This is a genomic window from Bradyrhizobium sp. CCBAU 25360 (genome assembly GCF_028128695.1).
GTDB lineage: Bacteria > Pseudomonadota > Alphaproteobacteria > Rhizobiales > Xanthobacteraceae > Bradyrhizobium > Bradyrhizobium ottawaense.
In genome coordinates this window covers 519514-545908 of the sequence record NZ_LBJA01000045.1, presented here as the reverse complement: position 1 = coordinate 545908, position 26395 = coordinate 519514, and the positions used below count along the sequence as shown (strand labels likewise).

Below are 26395 nucleotides of genomic sequence, written 5' to 3'. Positions count from 1 at the left end.
CGCAGCTCGACCGTCACTTGATCCGCAACATGAACCCGTCGAAGTAGGACGCGAGCCCGGCATAGTCATCGAGCGGCAGTACGCTTGCGACATACTGGTCGGGCCGCACCACAACCGTGCAGCCCGCCTTCCGATCGATGCCGCGCATCGCAAAGACGTCGTGGCCGCTCTTGAGGTCCGGACAGAACATTTTCTCGTAATCATACAAGCCATACCGGCCCTTGCTTGGGAGCAACATGGGCGGCATTGCCTCGATCGCGAGCTCTCGATGATCCTGCTGAAACACTGCGCGCAGATCGATCACGCTGTCGATGTCGAGATTTCTGGACGTATATCGCCGGATCGGCGATTCCCGGGACTCGGCGAAAAAATTGCACAAGCGACGAATGGCCGAGTCCGAGGCAGCGGGATTCTCAGCGGGCGAGAACGCGTAGATCCGAAAACGACCGTCGGCCTGCGCGGCATGACCCAAATGCATCGGCTTTGCGTCCGCAAGTCGGATCACGGGCGCCGAGTGGAAGCGCTTGCCGATGATGAATCCCTCTGCGAGGTGCTGATGCGAGGCTGCACCGGTGAGAATCGATGGCGTGTAATGTGTCGCCGTGCCCGCGGTGTAGCGGCCATGCCTGACAAAATAGTCCTGCGTCTCGGCAGCGTCGCCGCCACCCGCTTTTGCTGACGAAGCCAAAATTCCCGCCCACTCGCGATCGAAATCGATCAGCTCTTTCGCAACCGCCTGACGCTCCGCCGAATAGGAATGCATCAGGCTCGGGGCGCACTGCTTCCGGAGGACGGCGGCAAGCTTCCAGCCCAGATTGAAGGCGTCCTGCATCGAGACGTTCATGCCCTGCCCCGCCTTCGGGCTATGCGTATGGCAGGCATCGCCGGCGATGAAGACGCGCGGCAGGCGCGTTGCGATCTCGGCTTCCGGCACGTCGTCGAACTTGTCGGTGAGACGCTGGCCGATCTCGTAGACCGACCACCAGGCGATCTCCTTCACGTCGAGCGTATGGGGCTTCAGGATCCGCTGCGCTTTCGCAATCACGTCATCGGCGGTGACGTTGCGGCTGGCGACGCGCTCGCCGACATCGAGCTTGGCGAGCTCGACATAGATGCGGACCATGTAGCCGCCTTCGCGCGGAATGATCAGCAGGCTGCCGTCCTTCGCCGATTGGATCAGCGACTTGAAGCGGATATCCGGGAAATCGGTCACCGCCAAGACGTCCATCACGCCCCAGGCGTGGTTGGCGGAATCGCCGTGCAGCTCGCGCCCGATCGACTTGCGCACGGTGCTGCGCGCGCCATCGCAGCCAACGACATAGCGCGCCTTGATCTGCTCGACCTTGCCCTCGCTTGCGGCATCGACGCGTTCGAGGCGCACGGTCACGGCATGGTCGGCTGGACCTGCAGCCGGATCGACCTCGAGGTCGAGCAGGCGGCGGCTGTAGTGAGGGGCGAGCTTGGCCGGCGATTTCCGCATCACGTCGAGAAAGCCGTCATGGATGCGCGCCTGGTTGAGGATGACATGCGGGAATTCGGACAGGCCGTCCTCGACGTCCTGCACCCGGCCGCTGCGGACGATGGTCTCGGGCTGGCCCTCGTCCGGCTTCCAGAATGTCGTCTCGTTGACCCAATAGGCCTCCTTCAGCACGCGCTCGCTGAAACCGTAGGCGTGAAACATTTCCATGGTGCGGCAGGCGATGCCGTCGGCCTGCCCGACCAGCAAGCGATCCGGCTTCTGCTCGACGATGCAGGTCTTGATCTCAGGGAATTGCGCAAGCTGGGCGGCGAGCGTGAGGCCGGCCGGTCCACAGCCGACGATGAGGACATCGACCTCGCCAGGCACGGCGCCCGCCGCGCCCGGGGCTTGAACGCGCTCGGCGGGGTCGGCGATGTCAGGGTCGCCCGGCTGAAATCCATTCAGATGGAATTGCATGAGGCTCTCCCGTCAACCTTCTGTTTTGATATTGCTCAGTATGCTGACTATCAGTATGCTTGTCAACGATCGTACGCCGTCCTGCCTCCGAGGAGAATTCGGTGAAAGACAACAACGACATGCCCGGGCATCTGGCGCGCCGGTTCCAGCAGATCGCCGTCGCGGTGTTCCTGGCCGAGGTCGAGGATGCCGGCTTCGATCTCACGCCGGTGCAATACGCCGCGCTTGCGACCATCAAGGCCAATCCGGGGCTCGACCAGGTGACGCTTGCAGGGCTGATCGCCTATGACCGCACCACCATCACCGGCGTGATCGACCGCCTCGTGCAGAAGGGACTGGCCGAGCGCCGCGCTTCCAGCCGCGATCGCCGCGCCCGCGAACTCGAGATCACCGACGAGGGCCGGCGCACGCTGCGCAAGATCACCCCGGCCGTGGAATCGGCCCAGCGCATCCTGCTGCGTGGCCTCAGCGCAAAGGAGGGCGAGGATCTGATGCGGCTGCTGCGCAAGGCGATTGCCGCCGGCAACGATCTGAGCCGCGCCCCGCTCCGCGATCTGCAGGCATGATCCGGTATTTTTGTACGTAATTGTCGCAGGCCTGCGAAACCAGGAACTAACCTTCGGCTGTTACGGTCGGCAACATTCTGCGCTTAACGCGCGATTAACTTTGCCGGTCGGGAGATCAGGATGTTCAGGTTCCTCATTGCGGCAGCGGCCGTCGCGCTCTCGACCGGTCATGCGCTCGCAAACGGCCATGGCGGCGGCGATGCCGCTCCTCCGCCCAAGCCCGAAGCGACGACCGCACCGGCGAAGGTGGTCCTGACCAAGCAGGGTCCCAAGCTCGTCGATCTCAAGGGCATGACGCTCTACTATTACGAGCGCGACACCACCGGAAAGACGTCGAACTGCAACGGCAAATGCACCGAGAGCTGGATGCCGTTGCCCGCAACGGCCGACGCCAAGGCCATTGGCGACTTCACCGTGATCAGCCGCAACGACGGCAGCAGGATGTGGGCGTACCGCTATCGCCCGCTCTACACCTCGGCCGCCGACAAGACGCCGGGCGACGTCAACGGCAATGCGACGACCCTGCAATGGCGCGTCGCCCGGCCCGGCGAATAAGCAAAGCCGCCATCAGCGTGCCCGCATGCGCACGATGATCAACTCGTCGGGATTGGGACGCTGTGCGCTCACCCGCGCCAGCGCGCGCCGGTCTCGGCCTGCGCGTTCTGTCCGGGCGGCAGCACCACGACCATCGAATTGAGCTTCACCCGGTCGTAGAGATCGATCACGTCCTCGTTGCGCATCCGGATGCAGCCGGACGAGATCGCCTGCCCGATATATTCGGGCTGGTTGGTGCCATGAATCCGGTAGAGCGTGTCCTTGTTGCCGGAATAGAGATAGATGCCCCGCGCGCCCAAGGGATTGGCGGGACCGCCGGGAACGCGCGCCGGGTACGGCCCGAGCCGCGCCTGGATATCTGCCGTCGGAACCCAGTCCGGCCATTCCGCCAGGCGACCGACCCGCGCGACGCCGGAGAACGCCATGGCTTCCTCGCCGACCGCAACGCCGTAGCGGATCGCCTTGCCCTCTGGCAGCACGTAATAGAGATAGCGTGCGTCGGTATCGACCAGGATGGTACCCGGTTGCTCCTTGCGCTGATAGTCGACGACGTGACGGAGATATTGTTCGGGCACATTCGCTTGCGCGTAAGGCGTGTGCGCAAGCAACTGCCGGTCGCGCGGCGTCATGCTCGCGTCGGTCGACGGCGAAAGCGTTGCCTGCATGCAGCCGCCCAGCGGCAACAAGGCAACGACGAACAAGGCGATTAAAGATCTTGGCACCGCCGGCCCCCGATAGCGGATAGCAGCGCCCCCAGCATCCCCAGATGCTGCCAAAATCGTGCTGAAAACAAGGCAGCGCGGAACACGTGCGCGTGTTCAACAAAAGGGGTTCCATCACCACAAACGGCGGAAGACCGTCGCATCATCTCCATCCCCTCGCCTTGCTTTGGTCAAACCCGGCTGGACTCGTGCGTCATCGTGCGAGGCTCATCCGGTTGGGATGGACTCACCCCAAATAGATCGGCTCGCGCCAATGCGGACGACCAGTATTTCAAGCGCCCGGCCTTCAAACACCGGGCTTCAAAGGAGCTGCGATGCTCGCGACGCTGAACCCCAAGCAAATCGTCGATGAGATCGTGAAGGACACGGTCAAGGACAACGATCCGCACGACGCGATTCAGATTTCGCCCGACATTGTGCTGGCCTCGCGCCCCATCAGCGTTGCGCCCGCGCTGGCGCCTGACATTGCGACGCGTCCGGAGCCGAAATTCGCGCCGGAGCCCAAAGCCTTGCTCGAGCGCAAGATCTCTATTGAGCCCAAGTTCAGTCCCGTCTCGGAGCCGCAGGCGGCGCCCCCGCCCTCTGTCGACACGGCCGTCCGTGTCGCGGCGAGCGATGGCCTCGGTCCGCGGAAGCGATCCCCCGCGGGCAAGTGGCTGCGCGGCGCTTTCGTCACGTTTCTGTTTGCAGGCGGTAGTGCGGCCGCCACCATCGCCTGGGAGAAACACGGCGACACCGCCAAACAGATGTTCGCCGAATGGACACCGGCATTGACGTCGCTGCTGCCATCGACATCGCAGACCGCGCCGGTCGCTGCCGCGCAGGCCGCACCGCCCGTGGAGCAGGCCGCCCCGCCCGCACCGCAAGCGGCAACCGATCAAACGGCCGATCAATCGGCGACACCGCCCGCAGTCCAGGTCGCGGCCGCTGCGCCCGCAGCGACGCAGTCCGATGCAGCGCAGTCGGTGCAAGCGATGACGCGCGACCTCACCGCGATGGCGCAGCAGATCGAAACGCTCAAGGCCAACATCGCCGAGTTGAAGGCCGGACAGGAGCAGATGGCGCGCGAGATGGCAAAACCGCCTGCGCCGAAGCCGGTAGCTGAGGTCAAGCCTGTTGATCCGCGCACACGTGCTGCTGCGGTCCCACCGCGAGCTCCGTCACCGCCGCCGGTTCGCAAACCGAAACCGGTCGTGTCGCACACCTACATGCCGGCCTATTCGCCCGCGCCGCTCGCAGCTTCGCCGCCGCCTTCGCAGGCTGCCGCGATGCCGCCGCCGCCAGCCGCACCTGTTACCACGACTCAAGCCGTCGCCGATGACGATGGACCGGTCGTGCGCCCGCCGATGCCGTTGCGCTAGACCGAGACCGCGCAAGCAGCACGGCGCGCTGCGACAACATCGCGTAGGCTGTCCGAGTCGATGTGATGCGTTGAGTCCGGACAATTACGGAAAGCGATTTTTCTCGCTCAAGAGAAAAGGCCGTCGGGATCTATGCCGGCGGCCTTCTCTTGCAGCTGCCGGTTCCCGGAGCCCGGTTCTGCTGCAATTCCATGCCTTATGATCACGCCAACATATTTAATTAAATGTTAAGGCCGTCAGACGCTGCACATCATTTCTGCGCCATAAGCACAGAGATTGCGCGGTCCGTTCATCGGTAGATGTCGACTCAGTGGTACCATCCGACATGTGTTGAGACTTCCACTGAAGCTCATCTCGTCACACCGGGGAATTCGGATGCCGTACTACTCTTTCGATCTTGTGGTTGGTGGAGAGTTCAGGAACCAGGGCGGAATCATCCTCGAAGACATCGAGGTTGCCTCCGATCGCGCCGACCAGCTCGCCACCGAGCTGTCGCAGGTGAAGCCGGAGCTGCAGCAAAAGGGTTGCGCGGTGCGCGTCACCGATCGCGACGACAACGAGCTTTACCGCACGCCGCTCGATCCCGTGCCGGCCTGGCGCCGCTGACTACTCGTCAAGCGCCGGCGGCTCGAACCAGTTCGTCAGCGACAATCCGCCGTCGACGACGAAGGCTGCGCCGGTGACGTAAGCGGAGAGCTTGTTCGACAAGACGGTGAGCGCCATCGGCGCAAGGTCATTGGCCTCGCCGAGACGCCCGAGCGGAATGTGCCGCGCCAGCGCGGGATCCGCGACGAACCCGCCGGCGGCGATCGCGCCGGGCACCAGCGCATTGACGCGGATGTCGTGGCGGCCGAACGTCTTGGCCAACTCCTTCACCAGCATCGCCATCGCCGCCTTCGCCGTCGAATAATGCGGCAGGTTGCGCGGCGTGCCCGCATGCAGCGAGGTGAGAAACAGGAACGAGCCCGGCCGCTTCGCCGCGATCAGCCGCTTTGCGAGTTCGCGCGCCAAGTGAAAGCCGGCATCGAGATTGACGGCATGCATCTGCTGCCAGATCCTGCGATCGACCGCGAGCGCATGATCGGCCTCTCGCCGCGGCGGCGATGCGCTGTGGACGAAATGCGTGATCCCGCCCAACGCAGCGTCTGCGGTAGCAAGCAGCGCGTCGCACGCATCCAATTCGGCGAGATCGCCGACCCAGGGCACCGCCAGTTCTGGCCTCTTGCTCGCGCCGATCGCGGCGCTCACCCGCTCCGCGCTGATGTCGGCAAACACGGTCCGGACGCCCTCGCCAACCAAGGCCTGCGCGATGGCGCGCCCGATGCCGTTGCCCGCGCCGGTGACGAGCGCTGTGTCGCGGGCAGGATCGAATGGCGTGCTGAACAGGCTCATGTCGCTCTCCGAGGCCGGGATGCGGGCCACGATAGCGCACCGCGCCGGGGCGCGACAAATTCGCTCCGGCACCATTGCGGAGCAGCCCGCCGGACGCTAGCCTCCCAAAAAAATGGAGGAGATACCAAGGATGCGCTACGGTTTCCTGATGGCTGGCCTGTTGCTGATCGCCGCTCCGGCCAAGGCCGAGGACCATCTACGCTCGACCTATGTGACCCTGGTCCTGCAGGCCTTTGCCACCAAGGTCGAATGCCCGGGCACGGACGTCGTCTACCAGGATCTCGTACAGAAGGCGGCGCAGATGAAGCTGCCCGACGGCACCACCGAGAAGGTGCGCAAGGCAATTGCCTGGATGCATACCGGCGGCAAGATGGGCGAGAAGCAGGACGACGATCTGATGGCCGAGGTCGCGGTGGCGACCCAGGCGACCGATCTCAACCAGCGCCGCCTCGGCATGCCCAACTGGTGCGAGGCCCAGAAGACCAACCTCGCCGGCCTGATCCGGGCCAAGGGCGGCTAGCAAGCCGGCTGTCGCGGCGTTAAGCACACCGCGACGGAACCTGCGTTTCGGCCAATAATCGTCACATTCCTCGCCAGCATGCGGGCTCCTTCGCTCAGGAGAAGCCCCATGCGGATGACGCATCTCATGGTCGCCGGCGTGCTCGCGATGAGCGCAGCGCTGGCCGCCCCGGCACAGGCAAAGAACTCCGACGCCCAAAAGGGCGAGGACAAATCGACCACCTCATCGTCCTCATGCAGCGCCTATCAGCAGGCGCCGGACGGATCGTGGGAGCAACTCCCCTGCAAGGAGGCGGGCGAGCGCGGCCAGCCGCAGACGCAGCAACGATCCCCGGCACGGGGGCCGGATCGCGAGGAACGCTGAAGCGTTTCCGGTCCGGCGATCAGCTCTGGTGCGGCCCGCGGATGATCTTCATGGCGTCGGCGATGTGACGCCATTCCTTGGCCTCGTCGGCCTCGCCGCGGCCGTCGCAGGCCTGGGCCTGCTCGGCGGCCTTCGCGATCGCAGCAAATCCATGCCGCTCGAGCATCTGCCGCGCGACGGTGTGGACCTGGACCTCGGACATCATGGGCGCTCTCCCGTCATGAGGATACCGCGGCGCCCGGCTCGGCGCTCCGCGTCTCACATAACGATCTCGCCGTGATCACCGTTCCGGCGTGCCGATCACATCGGCACGCGCTGGAACTGGACCGCCCATAAAGACAAAGGCGGCCCGCTATGCCCAGCGGACCGCCCTCTCACCCACCCCAAAGCTGGGAGTCGCCGGCCGCGTCCCTACGCGACCGCCGCTTTCTTGCGCTCGAAGTCGTTGGGTACCTCGATATCGACCTCCAGGGTCGATACCTCGTCGCCGCGCTCGAGCCGGACGATGACCTTGGTCGGGTCCAGCATGACGTGCTTGGACACGACGGCGAGAATTTCCTCGCGCAGCACGCCGAGCAGATCGGGCTGGCCACGCATTCCGCGCTCATGGGCAAGCAGGATCTGCAGCCGTTCGCGTGCGACGGGTGCCGAGGCCTTCTTGCCGCGGAGAAGTCGAAGCAGACCCATGCTCATGCAGCCCTCCGTCGCAGCAGACGATCCATCAGACCTCTGCGCTCGGCGGGAACATGCATCGTCACGTTCTCGCCGCAGAGGCGCTTGGCCGCGTCCATATAGGCCCGCGCCGGCGCTCCATCCGCATTCGACAGCGTCACCGGCGTGCCGACGTTGGAGGCCTTCAACACGTCCTGGCTCTCGGGGATGATGCCGAGCAGGGGCGTTGCGAGGATCTCGAGGATGTCCTCGATGGTCAGCATCTCGCCGCGCGCGGCGCGCGAGGGGTCATAGCGGGTGATGAGGATGTGCTTCTCGACGCGCTCGCCCTTCTCGGCCCGCACGGTCTTGGAATCGAGCATGCCGATGATGCGATCGGAATCGCGCACCGAGGAGACTTCCGGGTTGGTCACGATCACGGCCTCGTCGGCAAAGCGCATGGCCATGGAGGCGCCGCGCTCGATACCGGCCGGGCTGTCGCAGATGACCCAGTCGAAGCGGGCGCGCAGATCGTCGATGACCTTGCCGACGCCCTCTTCCGTCAGTGCGTCCTTGTCGCGGGTCTGCGAGGCCGGCAGCAGCCAGAGGTTCTCCAGCCGCTTGTCCTTGATCAGTGCCTGCGGCAGTTTGGCGACGCCCTGCACCACGTTGATGAGGTCGAATACAACGCGGCGTTCGGCGCCCATCACGAGGTCGAGGTTACGCAGGCCGACGTCGAAATCGACGACGACGACCTTGTCGCCGCGTTGCGCCAGCGCAGCCCCAAGGGCGGCGGTCGTCGTGGTCTTGCCGACGCCCCCCTTGCCTGATGTCACGACCAGTACCTTTGCCATTTCTGAAATCTCCTTCTGGTCAGTTCAGCGCGGTAATTCGCATGGTGTTGCCCTGCAGCCAGGCCTGGGCCGGCTTGCCGCGCAGGGCCTCGTCGATATCGTCGGCGGTCTGATAAAACCCATCGATTGCAAGCAGTTCGGCTTCGATCTTCTGGCAATAGATGCGCGCGCTCGTGCGACCGTTCACGCCCGCCATGGCGCGGCCGCGCAGCGCGCCATAGACGTGGATGGAACCGCCGGCGACGACTTCGGCACCCGACCCGACTGAGCCGAGGATGGTGACGTCGCCTTCGGGAAAGATCACGGTCTGGCCCGAGCGCACGGGGGTCTCCAGCAGCAGTGACGTCGGCTTGGCGTCGGCCTTCGTCTCGGCCTTCTTCGGCGCGTTCGGCTCGATCACGCAGCTGCGCCCGCCCGAGAGCAGCGGCGGCATCATCGGGGTCAGCCTCGCCTCCTCCACGCCCTCGATGCCGAGCACGCGGATGTTGCGGTCCTGAAGGCTGGTGAGCAGATGGCCGATCCCGGACTGGCTGAGGTCGACCGAGGACAGGTCGATCACCACGGGCCGGCCGGCAAAGAAGCCCGGCGAACGCGCAATGGTGGCATCGATCTCGTGCAGCCAGTCCTGCACCGGAACCGTCGGCGTGAACACGAAGGCCACATAGGAGCGCCCGCGCAGGCGCACCATTTGGCGTTGAGGTTTGACTGCAGCCTCCATATCGGCCGACTCGTTCCCAGTTATTGAATGGTTAACGATGCGGCGGATATGGTTAACGGCCGGTTAATTTCTCCGCGGGGTTACGTGGGGGCAGCCGGTATTGCGCTCTCGTGTCCCGGACGCGCTGCGACGCGCAAGCGTTGCTGCGCCGAGCCGGGACCCAAGCCACACGGGTTGCTCCGGCGAAATGGGCCCCGGCTCTGCAGCGCACCGCCGAAGAGGCGCTGCGCTGCGTCCGGGGCACGAGATGAGGAATGCGGCGCACAGCGTTTGCAATGACGGAGGTGCCTCCCCTACTTCTTCACCTTGCTCGCATCCATCTTGATGCCCGGATCCAGCATCTTCGTCGTGAACGCCGTCGTCACGTCGAACGGCTTCTCCATGCCGAGATAGGTCTGGACCAGTTCATAGTCCTTCTTCATCCGCTCGCCGTCGATCCAACCGAGCGATTTCGTCGTCGTGAACTCGTCCGTCATCAGGAACTTGATGCGCTCCCACTGGCGCTCCTGGTTCGCCTGGTCGAGACCGGAGACCTGGTCGAGCAGTGCCTTCAGGCACGGCGCGACGTCGGCGACGCAGGCCGCAAAGGCCTTCTGCGTGACGCGCACGAACTCCTCGACGACCTTCGGGTTCTTCTGCAAGTACGCGCCGTTGACGATCAGCGAATTGCCGTAAGGGTTGAGCCCGATGTCCTTCCAGTTGACGTAGCCGAGGTCGGCCCCGAACTCGATCACCTTCAGATCGTGCTCGTTGTAGAAGTCGCTGATGATGTCGACGGTGTGGCTCTTCAGCGCCGCGATCTTCGCGGTTGGCCCGACATTGACGAAGCCGACGGAATCCGGCGCGATGCCCGCAGCCTTGGCGAAGGCTGGCCACATCACGCGCGAGGCATCACCGGGCGGATTGCCGACCTTGTGGCCGGCAAAATCCTTCACGCCGTTCACGCCGTAGCTCTTCAGCCAGTAGAAGGTCTGCCCGGTATTGGCATAGACGCTCATCACCGCGACGGTATCGGCGCCCTTGCTCTTGGCCACCAGCATGGTGGCGAGATCGGCGACGCCGAAGGGCGAGCCGCCGGAGCCGACCTTGGCGGCGGAGACGCCCGAGCCCTTGCCGGTCTCGATCGTGAGGTCGATGCCTGCCTTCTCGTACCAGCCTTGCGCCTTGGCATAATAATACGGCGCGTGATCGGCCGTCGGCGTCCAGTTCAGGATCAGATTGACCGCTTCGCCCGCATGCGCGGGCGCCGCAGTTGCACCGAGCATCAGGGTCAAGACCAGGGCCGAGCCCACCGCCTGCAAACGCTTCATCGCATCTCTCCTCGTTGCCGTGACCCGGCTTGTCGCTCTCCCCTTGTGAGGATACCAATGCAACAAGCCTGTCCTCCACTTGTCAACTGTTTGGTTGGAAATGCCCGCAAAACGATCTGGCGACACCGTGCCGCAGCGCCGCGACCCCGTCGCCACCCGCAACAAGCTGCTGACCGCGGCGCGGCTGGAATTCGCCCGGCACGGCTTTGCGGGCGCCCGCGTCGACGAGATCGCAATGCGCGCCGGCGTCAACAAGCAGCTCGTCTACCATTATTTCGGCGACAAGGACGCGCTGTACCTCGCAGTGCTCGAATGGGTCTATGAGGATATCCGCGAGCAGGAGCGGAAGCTCAATCTCGAAGGCCTGCCGCCGGAGAAGGCGATCCGCAAGCTGATCGAGGCTTCGTTCGACCATCTGGCCGCACACCCTGATTTCATCGTGCTTTTGAACGACGAGAACCGCGGCGGCGCCCGCCATGTCCGCGGCTCGACACGGCTGGAAGCGATGCACTCCCCGCTGGTGAAGAGCGTCTCCCACATTCTCAACGAGGGGGTGCGCGCGGGCGTGTTCCGCAAGGGCATCGATCCCGTCCAGCTCTATATCTCCATTGCGGGCCTCAGCTATTTCTTCTTCTCCAACACGCCGACGCTGTCGGCGATCTTCGGCAAGGACCTGTCGAGCCGCACCGCACGGCGCGCCCGCCGCCGCCATGTCGCCGATCTGGTGCTGCAGTCGCTCCGGCCATAATCAACCATCTGGTTGAAACTTCCCCGGAAGGCGGCTAGGCTTGCGACCTGCGGCGTCGCCGCGCCAACAGGGAGCAATCGGTGACAGGAGACAGCGCACGCGCCTCGCGCAGCTTTGCGATCATCCTGATCGTGCACCTCGCCGTGCTCGTGCTCTGGCAGGTCGCGGTCGACGCCTTTCACGTGCCGAAATTCATCCTGCCCTCGCCGCTCGCGACGATCCAGACGCTGGGGACCGCGAACTACGCCTGGGGCGCCAACACGCTGGTGACGGCGATCGAGATCCTCGGCGGCTTCGCGCTCGGCGCCTTCGTCGGCGTCGCGCTGGCCGTGATCTTCAGCTGGGCGCCGCTGCTCAGCCTGGTGCTGCTGCCGCTGTTCGTGACGCTGAACATGATCCCGAAGGTCGCGCTCGGCCCGCTCTTCATCGTCTGGTTCTCCTACGGCATCATTCCGAACATCCTGATCGCCTTCAGCATCTGCTTCTTTCCGATCCTGCTCACCACCGCGCGAGGCCTGCGCGAGGTCGAGCCGGATTTGCTCGATCTCGTCAAATCCCTCCGCGGCTCGCGCTGGACGCTATTCCGCAAGATCCAGCTGCCGGGATCGCTGCCTTACGTGTTCTCCGGCATGAAGGTCGGCGCCATCCTGGCGGTCGCCGGCGCCATCGTCGGCGAGTTCATCGCCTCCGAGCGCGGGCTCGGCTACCTCATGATCCAGGTGCAGTCATCGCTCGACACGCCCGCGATGGTGATGGCCGTCGTGCTGCTGACGCTGCTCGGGGTCGCTCTCTACGGCCTCGTCCTGGTCCTCGAACGCATGTTCGTGGTCGGCGACGCAAGACAGACCTGACAACGGCAGAACCAAGGGACAAATCCATGCTGCTCACCCGCCAGACGCTGCCGAAGACCATTCCCGATATCGCAGCCCTCGACGAGCTGCTGTGCCGTCCGACGCAAGCGCTGATCGACGACCTCGCCAAGGTCGAGGGCGACATCATGATCCTCGGCGTCGGCGGCAAGATGGGCCCGACGCTGGCCGGGCTGGCCAAAGCGGCCGCGCCCGATCGCCGGATCATCGGCGTGGCCCGCTTCAGCGACGCCGGCGTGAAGGACTGGCTGCACGCGCGCGGCGTCGAAACCATCAATTGCGACCTGATGGACGAGAAGGCAATTGCGGCGCTGCCGAAGGCGCCGAACATCATCTTCATGGCCGGCCGCAAATTCGGCGCCGAGGGCGATCTGTCGCTGACCTGGGCGATGAACGCACACGTGCCCGCCCTGGTCGCCCAGGCCTTCCCGTCCTCGCGCATCGTGGCGTTCTCGACCGGCTGCATCTATCCCTTCGTCGCTGTGGACGGCAAAGGCTCGACCGAGGACATGGCGCCGAACCCGCCCGGCGAATACGCCCAGTCCTGCGTCGGCCGCGAGCGCATGTTCGAGTATTTCTCGCACAAATTCGCAACGCCGGGCCGGCTATTCCGTCTCAACTACGCGATCGACATGCGCTATGGCGTGTTGCACGACATCGCGACGAATGTGCTTGGCGGCACGCCGATCGACGTCAGCCTCGGTCATGTCAACTTCATCTGGCAGGGCGATGCCTCCGCGCAGGCGCTGCGCTGCCTTGCGCACTGCACCGCGCCCACATCGCCGATCAATGTCAGCGGCCACGAGATTTTGGCGGTGCGCGATCTTGCCCAGAGATTCGGCGCAAGGTTCGGCCGCGCGCCGGTGCTGACAGGCAAGGAAGAGCCGACGGCATGGCTGACCGACACGTCGAAGGCGGTCGAGCTGTTCGGCCTTCCGGTCGTCGACACCGAACAGTTGATCGCCTGGACCGCCGATTGGGTCTCGCGCGCCATGCCGAGCCTCGGCAAGCCCACCAAATACGAGGTGCGCGATGGCCGTTACTGACGTCCCGCACATCGTCCAGCTCGGTGTCGACGACGCGATCGCGGGGCTGGCGTTGTCGACGGAAGCGTACTGGAACCAGACCGACGAGGACTGGCGCATCTTCCTGCGCGACGGCGTCGTGTTCGGCATTCGCGACGGCATGCGGCTGGTCGCAACCGCAGCACTGCTGCCCTATTCCGGCAACAACGCCTGGATCAGCATGGTGCTGGTATCAGGCACGCATCGCCGCCGTGGCCTTGCCACCCGTCTCGTCGATGCCTGCCTGGAGACGGCGCGTCAGAACGGCCTGACCAGCTGGCTCGACGCCACGCCCGACGGCGCTGCCGTCTACGGACCGCTGGGGTTCACGCCGACCCTGCAATTGCGTCGCCTGAAGCTGTTGAAGCCTGCGCGGGCCGAAGCGCCGCCATCGTCATCCGCGACCATCGAAGCGCTTTGCGTGCGGGACCTGCGGGCCACCGGTTTCGACCGGACTGCGCTCCTCTCCGCCTTCGCACAACGTTCCGGCTCGCGCATCGTCGGCGCCAACGGCGCCATCGCGCTGGTTCGCGACGGCCGGACCGCCCGCCATATCGGCCCGTTGTTGGGCAACAATGCCGCGGCAGCTCTGGCTTTGGTTGACGCGATCGTGCGCTCCGAGACCAGCCCGCTCCTGCTCGACGTCGTCGCGTCGCAAGACGCGTTCCTCGAAGGATTGACCGCCTCCAGCTGGACCATCGAGCGCCCGTTCCAGCGCATGCGGTTCGGTCCCGCCACCGTCACGGGCGAGGAAATGCCATTCGCCGTCGCCGGCCCTGAATTCGGATAGGACATCATGCATCACAGCCAGATCAACAGCGACATCCGCAACCTGATCACTGAGGGCACCGTGATACCGGCGCATCCGCTCGCACTCACTGCTGCGCGCCAGCTCGACAAGACGCACCAGCGTGCGCTGACGCGCTATTACATCGACGCCGGCTCAGGCGGCCTAGCGGTCGGCGTGCACACCACGCAGTTCGCGATCCGAGACGTCGGTCTCTACCGTCCGGTGCTCGAGTTCGCCGCCGAGACCGCGGCGAGCTGGACCAAGCGACCGCTGGCGATGGTCGCAGGCCTCGCGGGTCCGACAAGACAGGCGGTCACCGAAGCCCGCACCGCGCGCGACATCGGCTATCATGCCGGACTGCTCAGCCTCGCCGCGATGAAGAGCGCCTCCGAGGACGAGATCATCGCGCACTGCACGACGGTCGCCGCCGAGATCCCGCTGGTCGGCTTCTATCTTCAGCCGGCCGTCGGCGGCGTCATCCTCTCCGCCCGGTTCTGGCAGCGCTTCGCCTCGATCGACAACGTCATCGCGATCAAGATCGCGCCGTTCAACCGCTATCGCACCCTCGACGTCCTGCGCGGCGTCGCGGCCGCGGGCGCGCTCGACCGCGTCGCGCTTTATACCGGCAATGACGATCACATCCTGCTCGACCTGATGCTTCCGTTCGATCTGCGCGACAACGGCGTCACCACGCGCACCTACTTCAAGGGCGGTCTGCTCGGCCATTGGTCGGTGTGGACGGCGAGCGCGATCAAGCAGTTCGAACGCTGCAAGGCGGCGCGGCACAAGGACAGCGTGCCGGCCGACCTGCTGGCGCTCGATGCCCGCGTCACCGACTGCAACAGCGCCTTCTTCGACGTCGCTAACAATTTCCACGGCTGCATCGCAGGCTGCCATGAAGTGCTGCGGCGCCAGGGCCTGATGCAAGGCCTGTGGTGCCTGGATCCGGACGAGGGCCTCAGCCCGGGTCAGAAAGAGGAGATCGACCGCGTCTATCGCGCGCACGCCGACCTCAGCGACGATGCCTTCGTCGCCGCCAATCGGGACAAGTGGCTGGCATGAGCCCAGACCCCTTCATCAGCCTGCAGGGCGTCCGCAAGGTCTATCGCAGCGGCGGCGCCGAGTTTCTGGCCGTGTCGGACGTCACCATGGACGTGCAGGAAGGCGAGCTGGTCTCGCTGGTCGGCCCGTCCGGCTGCGGCAAGACCACGGTGATGAAGATCCTGGCTGGCCTGCACGGCGCCGACGGCGGCACGGTGAAGATCGGTAATGCCAGGAGCCCGTTCGATCCGAGCCGCGACATCGGCATGGTGTTCCAGCAGGCCTTGCTGCTGAAATGGCGGACGATCCTGGACAACGTGCTGCTGCCGGCCGAGATCGTCGGCCTGCCCATGAAGGCGGCGCGCGAGCGGGCGCGCGACCTGCTCAACCTGGTCGGGCTCACCGGCTTTGAGCAGAAATATCCGCAGCAGCTGTCCGGGGGCATGCAGCAGCGCACCGCGATCGCGCGCGCCTTCATTCACGACCCAAAGCTGATCCTGATGGACGAGCCGTTCGGCGCGCTGGACGCGCTGACGCGCGAGCAGATGAATCTGGAGATGCTGCGGATCTGGCGGGAGAGCGGCAAGACCATCGTCTTCGTCACGCATTCGATCCAGGAGGCGGTGTTCCTGTCGTCGCATTGCGCGGTGCTGACGGCGGGACCGGCGAAGATGGCCGACTATTTTCCGATCGACCTGCCCTTCCCGCGCGATCTTCCGCTGAAGACGACCGATGCGTTCGGCGCCTATGCAAGGCGCATCTATGCGAAGCTGGGTCTGGGCGCGGTGTAAGGCGCCACACGACAGGTGCCGTAGGGTGGGCAAAGCGGAGCGTGCCCACCAATTCTATGAAACGCGGGGCAGTCGTGGGCACGGCGCAAGCGCGCCTTTGCCCACCCTACGAGAGCCGGGCGCGGCGTTGTCACCGCGCCCTCCTCACAATTAGCTCTTGTTGCGCATCTTGCTGAGCAGATAGTTGTCGTAGAAGTTCTCCGCGATCTGCGTATAGAACAGCAGCTCCTTCATATACGCGTCGTGGCTGTCTTTGGTCCGCTTGAACAGGTCGCTCTTGGCGGCGAGTTCGTTCAGATGGTCCTGGGTCGCGTTGTAGCATGCCTCCAGCACCGGTTGCGGGAACGCCTTCAGCTCCGCGCCGTTGGCGATCAGCCGCTTCAGCGCCGCCGGATTCACGCTGTCGTATTTCTCGAGCATCCAGGCGCCGGCCGCCGAGGCGGCCTGGTTGACGATGGCCTGATACTGCTTCGGCAGAGATGCCCATTTCTCATCATTGACGATCATGTGCAGCATCGCGCCGCCCTCCCACCAGCCGGGGAAGTAGTAGTACTTGGCGACCTTCTGAAAGCCGAGCTTCTCGTCGTCATAGGGGCCGACGAATTCGGCGGCGTCGATCGAGCCCTTCTCCAGTGCCGAATAGACGTCGCCGCCCGCGAGCTGCTGCGGCACGATGCCGAGCCGTGCCAGCACATGGCCGCCCATGCCGGCGATGCGGAATTTGAGGCCCTTGAGATCGTCGACGGTCTTGATCTCCTTGCGGAACCAGCCGCCCATCTGGGTGCCGGAATTGCCGCAGAGGATGGCGTGCGCCTTGAACGGTTTCAGCGCCTCGTTGGTGAGGTCGGCGCCGCCACCGAAGTGCCACCACGATTCCTGATGGCGATGGTTCATGCCGAACGGCGCGCCGGTGGCATAGGCCAGCGCCGGCTCCTTGCCGATGTAGAAATAGAGCGGCGTCTGCGCCATCTCGACGGACGCGACGCTGACGGCATCGAGCGCCTGCAGACCCGGGACGAGCTCGCCGGCGGCAAAAGTCTGGATCTGAAATTTGTTGTCGGTGGCCTCGGCGACGTATTTCGCGAAGGTCTGCGCCGTGCCGTAGATGGTGTCGAGCGACTTCGGGAAGCTCGACGTCAGGCGCCATTTGATCTCCGGCGCGCTCTGCGCGATCGCAGGTGCGGCAACCAGCGTCGTCGCGCCGGCAACCGCGCCGCCCTGGAGGAATGTACGGCGTTTCATGATGGGTCTCTCCCTGAACTAAATTTCAAACATATGGGCTTGCGGCGACGATCTTCGCGGACCGTTTGCCCGTTCCCAAAGCAGAGTTCAAGATGCGCGAGGACAAGATGCGCGAGGACATGGGTCCCGGATGACGCTGCGCTCCCGCCGGGCAACGAGACTGTAAGCTGAAAGGCTTCAGAGCAGCTTGGCGCTGACGAACAGCGCGCGCACGGCGTTGGTCGCCTGCACCGCCAGCATCGCGTTACCGGCTGCGCCTTCCAGAGCCTCGACGGCGTCCTCGTGCAGGGAGCGGAATTCCATCCATTCGACCGACTTGAAGTTGGTGAGGAATTGATAGGCCTGACCGACGGTCGCGATCGCCAACGTGTCGCCGTTCAGCTTGATCTTGAACGTCGTACGCAGCGGGGTCTCGGAACTTGATGGATCACTCATAGGCTGCTTCTGGACGATGACGGCTTAACGAAGGGGAAACGGCAGCCCCGCCGCAGCAGGCGAATATCAGGAGTCGGTGCTGGCGCGCTGCGAGGCAGTCGCAGATCCGCTCAAGCTCGGCACCACGACCAGGCGGTTGAACTCGCCATTGTCGTAAGCCTTGAGGAAGCGATCATAGTCCTTGATCGAGACGCAGCCGTTGGAATCGCCGCGCGGCCCGAGCATGTAATTGTGGGTGAGAAGGCCGACGCGGCCGAGCGCGCTTGTGCCATCGGTGGGCGTCAGGCGCAGCGCGCGGACACCGTGGAACAGCTTTTCGCGCGGCTTCAGGTCGTAGGTTGCGGGTGGAGTCGCGCCGACCATGCGCTGGTCGACATGATTGGGGTCGTCCATCAGCGCGCCCATGCCGGAATGGGCTTCCAGCGCGACGCCGCTCGGCAGGTAAAGCGCCTTGGCCTTGATGTCATAGACCGCCGTCCGCGAATCGTAGCCGAGGGCGGCCAGATCCGGCGCCTTGCCGAACAGGCCGTCGCCGGGCGTCAGCGAGGCCAGCCTGATCTTGTCGGTGAATTTTTCGAAGAAGTTGCGGTTGTCGACCCTTGGGTTGGTCTCGGCATAGGCTTGGCTGGACGCGATCTGGGCGGAGAAGTCCGCCTGCGTCGGGCGCGAGCGCGGCATCGGGATGGCGTCGGCACGCTGCGACGGCCGCGTCTCGTCAACCACGTGCCGGTCGTCATCGGTCAGGGTCGAGCGCCAATCGTCGCCCTGGAGCTTCTGGGCGAGCATCGCCTTGGCATCGCGGAGCTTGAGCTGGACCGCACTCAGGGCGGAACGCTCCATCGTCCGCAGGCCAAGCTCGCGGGCGGGCGGATTGCCGGACGCCGACGCGAAACGGTCCTCGAAAGACGGGCTATTGGCCGGCGGCAGTGCAGCGGTGACCAGCGGGGTCGTGTCGCCGATATCGACAACCCAGGCAGCAGCCCCCAGCGCCAGCGCGACGGCGGCCAGAGACAGCAGAACTCTCTCGGCTCGCCCGACACGGCGGCGCGACAACAGCCTCTCGGCATGTGCTGCGTCGGAAACCATCAGATCCCCAAATCGACCCCCGGGGGGCCCAACCCCCGCCCGGAGACTCTATACCAGCTACCACATTGGGAGCCAAAAGTTAGGCATAATCGCGGCCGGCAAGGCCCTCCAAGGTATCCAATGACCGATCCTCTCGATCTAGAGCGCTTCGTAACGGCCCAGAACACGGTTTTTCGCGACGTCCGGGGGGAGCTGGCCCGGGGCCGGAAGCAGACTCACTGGATGTGGTTCGTCTTCCCACAAATCGCGGGCCTCGGCTTCAGCGCCATGTCGCAGCGCTACGCCATCGGCTCGCGGGCGGAGGCGAAGGCCTATCTCGCGCACCCCGTCCTCGGTCCGCGCCTGGTCGAATGCACCCGCCTCGTGCTCGCCGTCGACGGGCGAACCATCAACGCCATCCTCGGTGCGCCTGACGATGCCAAATTCCGCTCGTCGATGACGCTGTTCGGCGCGGTCTCCGATGAGCCGGTTTTCGGCGAGGCACTCGCCCGCTATTTCGCCGGCGAGCGCGACGCCGCAACGCTGGAGATCCTGTCGAAGCTGGATCGGCAAGCTCCACGTTGATCAACGTCCCTGGAAGATGGCGGCACGACGCTCGATGAAGGACTGAATGCCTTCCTTCGCGTCCGCGCTGCCGAGCACGCGGGCACGGATCTCCGGAATGTAGGCGATCGCCGCCGCCTCGCCGCCTTCGACGTACTTGGCCGCCGCTTCCTTGGTGACCTGGATGCCGAGCGGCGCATTGCGCGCGATGATGGCGGCAAGCGCCATCGCACGCTCGACCTGCTCGCCTGCGGGCACGACCTCCTGGACGAGACCGATCGCGTGGGCCCGCTCGGCCGAAAATTCGTCGCGCAGGAACAGATGGTACATCGCGTCGCCCCAGCCGGCGCGCGACAGGAAGCGGAAATGCGCTCCGCCAAGCGGCGCGATGCCGCGCTTGGATTCCATCTGGCAGAAGCGCGCATCCGCGGCGGTCACCACGATGTCGCCGGCGAGCATCAGCTCGATGCCGATGGTGAACACGATGCCCTGCACGGCGGTGATAACAGGCTTGCGGCAGCGCTTGGCAAGGCCAAACGGATCGACATTGCCTTCCCGGATGTTGCGCTTCTCCGCGGTGGGCCCGAAGAATTTCGGCATGTCGAGACCTGCGGTGAAGTCCCTGCCCTCGGCGCAGATCACGCCGACGCGGTAGGCATCGTTATTGTGCAACTCGGTCAGCGCATCGGACAATTGCTCCATCATCACCGGCGTGAACGCGTTCTTCTTCGCGGCATTGTCGATGAGGATCTTGAGAACATGGCCGTGCACCTCGGTGCGGATCTGTCCCTCGCTCATGTGTGTCTCTCCATGATTGTCGTTCGGTGTCGGCGGGCGTCAGGCCGACGGCTGAATCGCCCCGCGGATCGCCTTGATCCGCTCCGGCGTGAACACGCCGGATTCGAGCAGTTGAAGGATCGAGAGCACGCCACCCCGCGATCCCCAGCTTCCCTCGTCGATGACCTCGAGATTGACCCACCAGGTGGGCGCCGGCGTCTGCATGCCGCAGGCCTCCGCGAGCCGCGCGAGCACGTTGCGGATCACCTCGGCGCGCACCTCCGCCGGCCAGGCCGCGTTCATCACCGCAATCCTGACGGTGATGATGTCGCGAGGGCTGTGCTGATCGGACAGGAGCTGGCCGCCGATCGCCATGCAGTCAGCCGCCAAGTCGTGGAAATGGACCTGAAAGCCCATTCGCGCGGCCGCCACGTGCTGGCCGATCTCAGGCTCGAGCACGGCATCGGTCAGGCTTTCCGCGAGGCGGCGGCGCTGGGTCAGGCTGAGCCGGCCCGCAGGCGCGGTCACGGTAATGATGGTCAAAAGGCGCCCTCCAAGAGAATTATGACGATCGTCATATTTCAGTCCCGCTTGCTTATGTCAAGCGTCATAGTCTAGATCAGAACGCCGACCAGGGATTTCCCATGACCTCCACTACCCGCGACAAGATGATCGCCGGCGCCGCCGATTTGATGAGCCGCCGCGGCGTCAACGCCACCAGCATGCGCGACGTCGTCCGCCATACGGCGACGCCGCGCGGCTCAATCAGTCACCACTTTCCGGACGGTAAGCGGCAGTTGATCGCCGAGGCCGTGACCTTCGCCGGCAGGGAGGTCGCTACTCCTCTGGAGAAAGCCATGCGCGATCGCGGCGTGATCGACGGCCTGCGGGCCTTCGTCGCGTCCTGGCGCCGCCGGCTCGAGGCGACCGGCTTCAAGGCCGGATGTCCGGTGCTGGCGGTCGCCGTCGATGGCTATGTCGGGGAGGCCTCCGACAAGGACGATGAGGCGGCGCAGCAGCATCTGCTCGACCTCGCCGACGGGGTGTTCGCCGAGTGGCGGCAAATCATGCGCGCAGCCTTGCTGCGCGAAGGGCTGGCCGCAGAGCGCGCCGAGCGGCTAGCGACACTCGTCGTCGCCGCGATCGAAGGCACGGTCGCCATGTGCCGCGCCAACCGCAGTGCCGATGCGCTCGATCAGGTTCAAGAGGAACTGGAGACGGTGCTGGACGCCGCCCTCGCCCGCACCAACGGATAGATTGGAGACGCACCGTGGACCTTTCCCGACAGCGCGAACTCGCCCGTCATCTCGCCAAATTGCGCCGCGAGGGCCGGCAACAAAGCGGCCTCGAAGAACGGCTGGTACCGCCGGATGCAGACACGGCGTACCACGTTGCACGGATGGTGGAAGAGGAATTGGGCTGGGATGTCGTCGGCTGGAAGATCGCCGGCATGAAGCCCGGACTCCAGCGCCAGCTCCGCATCTCTTCGCCGATCTATGGGCGAGTGTTCGCGCCTCTGATCAAGAGCTCGCCCGCCAGCGTCGAGCACGCCAGGCAATGCAGCCCGATACCGGAAGTCGAGTATCAGGCACGTCTCGGCGCCGACCTGCCACCGCGCGCGAAGCCCTATGCGGTGGGTGAGGTCGGCGACGCCGTCGCCTCGTTGCATCCCGGCATCGAGCTAGCGGAGTGCCGCTTCGTTCACGATGCGGCATTTCCCGCAATGCCGGCGATCATGGCGGACGGCTCTGGATCGGGAACGATCGTGCTCGGAGAGCCCATCACCGACTGGCGCCACCGCGACATCGCCAATCAGCACGTCATCCTCAATTGCAATGGCGCCGAGAGGCGCCGCGGCTCCGCTGCAGAGGCGATTGACCATCCGCTGGTGCCGCTGACCTGGCTTGCCAACGAGCTGTCGCGGACAGGCATCGGTCTCAAGGCCGGCCAGACGATCAGCACGGGCACGCTGACTGGCATGCTGCGGCCGAAGGCTGGCGAAACCTACGTTGCCGATTTTGGTCCGCTGGGATCGGTAAGCGCGACCTACAGTTGAGAGGGCGCCATCGGCCTGAGCGTAAACCCGAGATTAACACGGGCATCCTAACTTTCGGAGAATATCTTTCTCCCCCGCGCCAATTGCCGGATAGATCATGAAAATCGGTACGCTCCTGACCACCGCCATCGTCTCGCTCTCGACCGTGGGCGGCGGCCTCGCCGTCTATGTTGCCGTGACCAAGTACCAGACGATGGAGCGGATCAGCGAGGCGCAAGGCCGCCTGGCGATCGTCCGCGCTGCCAGCGACATCCCGCGCTATCTCAACCCCGAGCGCGGCTTTTCCACCAACATCCTCTACGGCCCTGCCACCATCGACCCTGCGCTGCTCGCCGAACAGGACAAGCTGCGCAAGCAGACCGACGGCGCCCGCGACAGGATGAACGCGCTGCGCAAGGAGCTGCCCGGCTCGTTCGACGACGGCAACACCATCGGCAGCAACATCGATGGCATCAATGCGAAATTCACCGCCTTGCGCGAGGCCATCGACAAGGCGCTCACCGGGCCGGCGGAGGCCCGCAAGGACGCGGCCAAGAAGATCGTCACCGACAATGCCGTGCTCAACAGCGGCGTGACCGCGCTGCTGAACGAGCAGGTCCGCCGCATGGCGATCCTGAACGGTGATGCCTACCGGCAGGCCAGCTACGCCAATACCGCCATGACGTTGCGCGACGTCGGCGGCTTCAACTCCAGCCTGCACAAGAACCTCGTCGGCGGCAAGAAGCCGGCGACCGACGCCGAGAAGGCCGACATCGGCCGCTCGCAGGGCCGCAACGACCAGCTCGTGATGGCACTACTGGAGTTGCGCGGCAATCCGGCAACGCCGGCGAACGTCGGCGCTGCGCTCGAAAAGTTCAATTCGATCTATGTCGAGGAATTTGGCCGCGAGCTCAAGCTCGTCAAGGACGGCGCGGTCAGCGGCAAGTACGAACACGACATGGACACCTATTACGCCGCCACGCAGCGCGGCCTCAGCACCATCATCGAGGTCCGCGACGCGTTCTACGATAATGCCGAGCAGATCCTCGCCGGCGCCTCCTCGGCCGCGCGCACCAGCTTCACCATCGCGCTTGCAGGCCTTGCCGCCGTGCTCGTCGCGAGCGTCGGCCTCATCGGGATGGTTCGCCGCCGCGTCTGCGCGCCGATCGTCAGCCTGACGAGCCGGATGTCGCGGCTTGCCGAGGGCGAGGTTGCCGAAAGTATCCCCGGCGCCGCGCGCTCCGACGAGATCGGGGCGATGGCTGCCGCCGTCCAGGTCTTCAAGGACAACATGATCCGGGCCGACCGGCTCGCGGCCGAGAAGCAGGCCGAGAATGACGGCAAGATGCGCCGCGCCCAGGCGCTCGACGAGCTCACCCGCGCGTTCGAGGCCAAGGTCACCGAGCTCGTCGGCGGCCTGTCCCGGGCCTCCTCGACCATGGAAAGCACCGCACAGTCGATGACCTCGACGGCGGCCCAGACCAACAGCCAGGCCGCGGTCGTCGCCACAGCGTCGGAGCAGACCTCGACCAACGTGCAGACCGTCGCCAGCGCCACCGAAGAGCTGACCTCCTCGATCTCCGAGATCGGCCGTCAGGTCGCACAATCCACCGAGATCGCGGCCCGCGCCGTCGAGAACGCCCGCCGCACCGGCGACACCGCACGCACCCTCGCCGAGGGCGCGCAGAAGATCGGCGACGTCGTCACGCTGATCCAGAGCATTGCCGAGCAGACCAATCTTCTGGCGCTGAACGCGACCATCGAGGCCGCCCGCGCCGGCGAGGCCGGCCGCGGCTTTGCCGTGGTCGCCTCCGAAGTGAAATCGCTGGCGGGCCAGACTGCCAAGGCCACCACCGAGATCTCCGAGCAGATCACGGCGATCCAGAGCGCGAGCGACGAAACCGTGGCCGCGATCCGCAACGTCGCCGACGTCATCGGCGAGATCGACCAGATCGGCACCGCGATCGCCGCGGCGATCGAGGAACAGGGCTCGGCGACCAAGGAGATCGCCCGCAGCGTCCAGGAGGCCGCCCGCGGCACCCAGGAGGTCAACACCAACATCGCAGGCGTGCAGCGCGCCGCCGACGACACCGGCGCAGCTGCAAGGGAAGTGCTCGGCGCCGCCGAGCAGCTCTCGACCCAGTCGCGCGATCTCGCCGGCCAGTTCGACCGCTTCCTCGGCGAGGTCAGGGCGGCGTAACGAGCCTCAGTAAGGCGGCGCCTTGCGCGCCCGCTGCGCCTTCGCCGCCTCGATCCACCAGGTGAGATCGTCGGCAAAGCGCGGGAACGAGCGCTCCAGGGCCTTGCCGCCATCACCGATCGGCTCGCCCTCGGCCGACAGCGTCTGCGCGATCGGGCCGACGCCGATGGTGCTGGACACCACCACCATGCCCATCTCCGACAGCGTGCCGTGCCAGGCGGTGGCGGCGCGCGCGCCCGAGAAGCGGCCGGCCGAATAGCTCACGATCGCGGCCGGACGCCAGAACCACTCTTCGAGGAAGTGGTCGGTGAGATTCTTGAGGCCGGGCTGGATACCCCAATTGTATTCGCCGGTGACGAAGACAAATCCGTCGGCGCCGCGGATCTGTCCAGCCAGAATCTCCAGCGCTTCAGGTGCCGAACCCTTCGGATACTCCTTGTACATGCGGTCGAGCATCGGCAGGCCGATCGCCTTGGCGTCGATGAAGGTGACATCGTCGCCGCGCGCGCGCAGCCGATTGATGACGAAATTCGCAAGGCGGATGCCCATGCGGTCGGAACGGTAGGAACCGTAGAGGACGAGGATGCGATTGCTCATGGCCGGACGGTAGCACAAACCGGCGTCCGGCCCTACTCGATCCGTCAACTATCGCCCGCGTCCGCGCTCCAGCGTTTGCGACGGCGTCTCGCCAAACTGGTCGCGGTAACTTCGGGAGAAGTCGCTGAGATGCCAGAAGCCGAACGCAAGAGCCACCGCCTTGACGCTGTCGGCGCCGGCGAGCAGCCGCCGGCGCACCAGCCACAGCCGACGCAGGCGCAAGTAACGGTGCAGGCTCATGCCGCGATAGCGGCGGATGACGTCGTGCATGGTGCGGACGGACAGTCCGAGCTTGCGGGCAATCTCCTCGCTGTAGATCGGCTGGGAGAGGTCATCGGACAGTAGCGCACTGATATCCCGGAACATCCTGAAGTTCCGCTCGTTATTGGGGCGCAGCGTCCAGCGGACCGAAACGACATCTCCCAACACGTGGTCGACGGCCGCAAGCAGGGATTCCTTCATTGCTCTTGCCTTGACCGGGAGATCTGACGCCTCGACGGGCTCTGAGGCCGCGGCCAGCACCTCACGCACCACACGGCGCAGCCGGTCCAGGCCAGCGGCACTCGTTTCGAAAATCTTGAAGCTCTGGGAAGCCCTGGGCCAGCCGCGGTCCCTCACCTCCGGGCTGAAAATCACTGAGGCGATTTGCCGCTGCACCTCCTCGATGACGGTGTAGGCCGCACCGCCGCTGCCAATGACCACGACTGGACGTGCACGTTGCGAGCCATTGAAGCGAATGGGGACGTTGAGGTCGTCCATCGTGAAGCCGATCGCCGTGCAATTCCCGACGAGCTGTGCATCAACGACCCGGGGAAACGCGCGCGTCAAATTCACGTCGCACCCGGGCAACGACAGAATTGTCTGCTCAGACGAAATCTTCCGTACGAAAGGCGTGAACTCGAAATTCAGCCCGCGTATGGCGCTTCGAAATTCGTCGACATCTGAAAAACGAAATGTCTTGAGTGCCAGCCTGGGCACATCATCAATGCTGTTCATGAAAATACGAAACCCGGCGTCGCAATCGACGCGCATTTGGCAACGGTGCCGATCCGCTCCCCCCTTTTTGGTTTTCGTCGGACCTGAAGAATCAATCCTAACGTGTCCTGATCAATTGGGAAGAGTCCAACTGAAAGGACAAGCCCGGACGTCGAGCCTTGCCGAATTTCGATAGCATTTCCCGAAATGCCGCGGCGCATTAACACCTGGGATTTAATTATCAAAATTAAAAA

At 65.0% G+C, this 26395-nt stretch carries 31 protein-coding genes; 16 read left to right on the top strand and 15 right to left on the bottom strand.

Annotation, left to right across the window (positions count from 1 at the left end; all coding sequences use genetic code 11):
- Positions 1–13 precede the first annotated feature (13 nt).
- Entirely contained in the window at positions 14–1936 is a 1923-nt protein-coding gene (locus XH81_RS36795) for an FAD-binding monooxygenase (RefSeq protein ID WP_028144897.1), read from the bottom strand.
- A 101-nt stretch (positions 1937–2037) separates the two neighbouring features.
- Between XH81_RS36795 and XH81_RS36790 the strand changes: the two genes are divergently transcribed.
- Complete coding sequence (locus XH81_RS36790) at positions 2038–2502, top strand: MarR family winged helix-turn-helix transcriptional regulator (RefSeq protein ID WP_028144898.1); 465 nt, start codon at positions 2038–2040, stop codon at positions 2500–2502.
- Between the two features lie 120 nt (positions 2503–2622).
- Positions 2623–3057, top strand: a complete 435-nt coding sequence (locus tag XH81_RS36785; RefSeq protein ID WP_028144899.1) for a COG4315 family predicted lipoprotein — start codon at positions 2623–2625, stop codon at positions 3055–3057.
- Between the two features lie 68 nt (positions 3058–3125).
- On the opposite strand, the gene XH81_RS36780 is transcribed toward XH81_RS36785, so the two are convergent.
- Positions 3126–3722, bottom strand: a complete 597-nt coding sequence (locus tag XH81_RS36780) for a L,D-transpeptidase (protein WP_162832231.1) — start codon at positions 3720–3722, stop codon at positions 3126–3128.
- A 371-nt stretch (positions 3723–4093) separates the two neighbouring features.
- Here XH81_RS36780 and XH81_RS36775 point away from each other — a divergent pair, with 371 nt between their 5' ends.
- Positions 4094–5140, top strand: coding sequence for a hypothetical protein (locus XH81_RS36775; protein ID WP_028144901.1), 1047 nt, complete (start codon positions 4094–4096; stop codon positions 5138–5140).
- 375 nt (positions 5141–5515) lie between these two features.
- Positions 5516–5746 carry a DUF6894 family protein gene (locus XH81_RS36770; protein ID WP_018322949.1) on the top strand — a complete coding sequence of 77 codons (231 nt, stop codon included), beginning with the start codon at positions 5516–5518 and terminating at the stop codon, positions 5744–5746.
- Here the strand turns inward: XH81_RS36770 and XH81_RS36765 are convergent, their stop codons facing one another.
- The gene (locus XH81_RS36765) at positions 5747–6532 is read right to left on the bottom strand and encodes an SDR family NAD(P)-dependent oxidoreductase (protein ID WP_028144902.1); all 786 of its coding nucleotides are present in this window, start codon (positions 6530–6532) and stop codon (positions 5747–5749) included.
- A gap of 130 nt (positions 6533–6662) precedes the next feature.
- Here XH81_RS36765 and XH81_RS36760 point away from each other — a divergent pair, with 130 nt between their 5' ends.
- Positions 6663–7052, top strand: coding sequence for a hypothetical protein (locus XH81_RS36760; RefSeq protein WP_028144903.1), 390 nt, complete (start codon positions 6663–6665; stop codon positions 7050–7052).
- A 108-nt stretch (positions 7053–7160) separates the two neighbouring features.
- Positions 7161–7415 carry a hypothetical protein gene (locus XH81_RS36755; RefSeq protein ID WP_028144904.1) on the top strand — a complete coding sequence of 85 codons (255 nt, stop codon included), beginning with the start codon at positions 7161–7163 and terminating at the stop codon, positions 7413–7415.
- Between the two features lie 19 nt (positions 7416–7434).
- Here the strand turns inward: XH81_RS36755 and XH81_RS36750 are convergent, their stop codons facing one another.
- The 5 genes from XH81_RS36750 to XH81_RS36730 all read right to left on the bottom strand — a co-directional run bounded on the left by XH81_RS36750 (position 7435) and on the right by XH81_RS36730 (position 10948).
- A complete protein-coding gene (locus XH81_RS36750) occupies positions 7435–7620 on the bottom strand; it encodes a hypothetical protein (RefSeq protein ID WP_028144905.1) in 186 nt (61 codons plus the stop codon).
- A gap of 206 nt (positions 7621–7826) precedes the next feature.
- A complete protein-coding gene (minE, locus tag XH81_RS36745; protein ID WP_028144906.1) occupies positions 7827–8108 on the bottom strand; it encodes a cell division topological specificity factor MinE in 282 nt (93 codons plus the stop codon).
- Positions 8105–8920, bottom strand: a complete 816-nt coding sequence (gene minD, locus XH81_RS36740) for a septum site-determining protein MinD (RefSeq protein ID WP_028144907.1) — start codon at positions 8918–8920, stop codon at positions 8105–8107. Before minD ends, minE begins: the two co-directional genes overlap by 4 nt.
- Before the next feature lie 19 nt (positions 8921–8939).
- Complete coding sequence (gene minC, locus XH81_RS36735; protein WP_028144908.1) at positions 8940–9638, bottom strand: septum site-determining protein MinC; 699 nt, start codon at positions 9636–9638, stop codon at positions 8940–8942.
- A 293-nt stretch (positions 9639–9931) separates the two neighbouring features.
- On the bottom strand, positions 9932–10948 hold the full coding sequence (locus XH81_RS36730) for an ABC transporter substrate-binding protein (RefSeq protein ID WP_028144909.1): 1017 nt from the start codon (positions 10946–10948) through the stop codon (positions 9932–9934).
- 100 nt (positions 10949–11048) lie between these two features.
- On the opposite strand from XH81_RS36730, the gene XH81_RS36725 reads away from it, so the two are divergent.
- The 6 genes from XH81_RS36725 to XH81_RS36700 all read left to right on the top strand — a co-directional run bounded on the left by XH81_RS36725 (position 11049) and on the right by XH81_RS36700 (position 16251).
- Positions 11049–11696: a TetR/AcrR family transcriptional regulator gene (locus XH81_RS36725; protein WP_028144910.1), complete on the top strand. Its 648-nt coding sequence runs from the start codon at positions 11049–11051 to the stop codon at positions 11694–11696.
- A gap of 80 nt (positions 11697–11776) precedes the next feature.
- Positions 11777–12547 carry an ABC transporter permease gene (locus XH81_RS36720; protein ID WP_028144911.1) on the top strand — a complete coding sequence of 257 codons (771 nt, stop codon included), beginning with the start codon at positions 11777–11779 and terminating at the stop codon, positions 12545–12547.
- Between the two features lie 26 nt (positions 12548–12573).
- Positions 12574–13611 carry an NAD-dependent epimerase/dehydratase family protein gene (locus tag XH81_RS36715; RefSeq protein ID WP_028144912.1) on the top strand — a complete coding sequence of 346 codons (1038 nt, stop codon included), beginning with the start codon at positions 12574–12576 and terminating at the stop codon, positions 13609–13611.
- A complete protein-coding gene (locus tag XH81_RS36710; protein ID WP_028144913.1) occupies positions 13598–14419 on the top strand; it encodes a GNAT family N-acetyltransferase in 822 nt (273 codons plus the stop codon). Before XH81_RS36715 ends, XH81_RS36710 begins: the two co-directional genes overlap by 14 nt.
- A gap of 6 nt (positions 14420–14425) precedes the next feature.
- Positions 14426–15481, top strand: coding sequence for a dihydrodipicolinate synthase family protein (locus tag XH81_RS36705; RefSeq protein ID WP_028144914.1), 1056 nt, complete (start codon positions 14426–14428; stop codon positions 15479–15481).
- On the top strand, positions 15478–16251 hold the full coding sequence (locus XH81_RS36700; RefSeq protein WP_173019836.1) for an ABC transporter ATP-binding protein: 774 nt from the start codon (positions 15478–15480) through the stop codon (positions 16249–16251). Before XH81_RS36705 ends, XH81_RS36700 begins: the two co-directional genes overlap by 4 nt.
- A gap of 150 nt (positions 16252–16401) precedes the next feature.
- Here the strand turns inward: XH81_RS36700 and XH81_RS36695 are convergent, their stop codons facing one another.
- From XH81_RS36695 to XH81_RS36685, 3 genes are all read right to left on the bottom strand, one after another.
- Positions 16402–17493: a TRAP transporter substrate-binding protein gene (locus XH81_RS36695; RefSeq protein ID WP_028144916.1), complete on the bottom strand. Its 1092-nt coding sequence runs from the start codon at positions 17491–17493 to the stop codon at positions 16402–16404.
- Positions 17494–17670: 177 nt separating this feature from the next.
- On the bottom strand, positions 17671–17928 hold the full coding sequence (locus XH81_RS36690) for a hypothetical protein (RefSeq protein ID WP_018322933.1): 258 nt from the start codon (positions 17926–17928) through the stop codon (positions 17671–17673).
- A 66-nt stretch (positions 17929–17994) separates the two neighbouring features.
- A complete protein-coding gene (locus XH81_RS36685) occupies positions 17995–18945 on the bottom strand; it encodes a DUF2778 domain-containing protein (protein WP_028144917.1) in 951 nt (316 codons plus the stop codon).
- A gap of 189 nt (positions 18946–19134) precedes the next feature.
- On the opposite strand from XH81_RS36685, the gene XH81_RS36680 reads away from it, so the two are divergent.
- Entirely contained in the window at positions 19135–19578 is a 444-nt protein-coding gene (locus XH81_RS36680) for a DUF1810 domain-containing protein (protein WP_038974115.1), read from the top strand.
- Here XH81_RS36680 and XH81_RS36675 read toward each other — a convergent pair whose 3' ends face one another.
- Together XH81_RS36675 and XH81_RS36670 are read right to left on the bottom strand one after the other, a co-directional pair.
- Entirely contained in the window at positions 19579–20355 is a 777-nt protein-coding gene (locus XH81_RS36675; protein ID WP_028144919.1) for a crotonase/enoyl-CoA hydratase family protein, read from the bottom strand. It lies immediately after the preceding gene.
- A 39-nt stretch (positions 20356–20394) separates the two neighbouring features.
- A complete protein-coding gene (locus XH81_RS36670) occupies positions 20395–20877 on the bottom strand; it encodes a tautomerase family protein (RefSeq protein ID WP_028144920.1) in 483 nt (160 codons plus the stop codon).
- Positions 20878–20978: 101 nt separating this feature from the next.
- Between XH81_RS36670 and XH81_RS36665 the strand changes: the two genes are divergently transcribed.
- From XH81_RS36665 to XH81_RS36655, 3 genes are all read left to right on the top strand, one after another.
- On the top strand, positions 20979–21590 hold the full coding sequence (locus tag XH81_RS36665) for a TetR/AcrR family transcriptional regulator (RefSeq protein WP_028144921.1): 612 nt from the start codon (positions 20979–20981) through the stop codon (positions 21588–21590).
- A gap of 14 nt (positions 21591–21604) precedes the next feature.
- The gene (locus tag XH81_RS36660; RefSeq protein WP_028144922.1) at positions 21605–22390 is read left to right on the top strand and encodes a 2-keto-4-pentenoate hydratase; all 786 of its coding nucleotides are present in this window, start codon (positions 21605–21607) and stop codon (positions 22388–22390) included.
- Between the two features lie 97 nt (positions 22391–22487).
- Positions 22488–24569, top strand: a complete 2082-nt coding sequence (locus XH81_RS36655; RefSeq protein WP_028144923.1) for a methyl-accepting chemotaxis protein — start codon at positions 22488–22490, stop codon at positions 24567–24569.
- 6 nt (positions 24570–24575) lie between these two features.
- Here the strand turns inward: XH81_RS36655 and XH81_RS36650 are convergent, their stop codons facing one another.
- Together XH81_RS36650 and XH81_RS36645 are read right to left on the bottom strand one after the other, a co-directional pair.
- Positions 24576–25166, bottom strand: coding sequence for an NADPH-dependent FMN reductase (locus XH81_RS36650; protein ID WP_028144924.1), 591 nt, complete (start codon positions 25164–25166; stop codon positions 24576–24578).
- Positions 25167–25214: 48 nt separating this feature from the next.
- Entirely contained in the window at positions 25215–26162 is a 948-nt protein-coding gene (locus XH81_RS36645; protein ID WP_038974116.1) for an AraC family transcriptional regulator, read from the bottom strand.
- Positions 26163–26395: the final 233 nt, after the last annotated feature.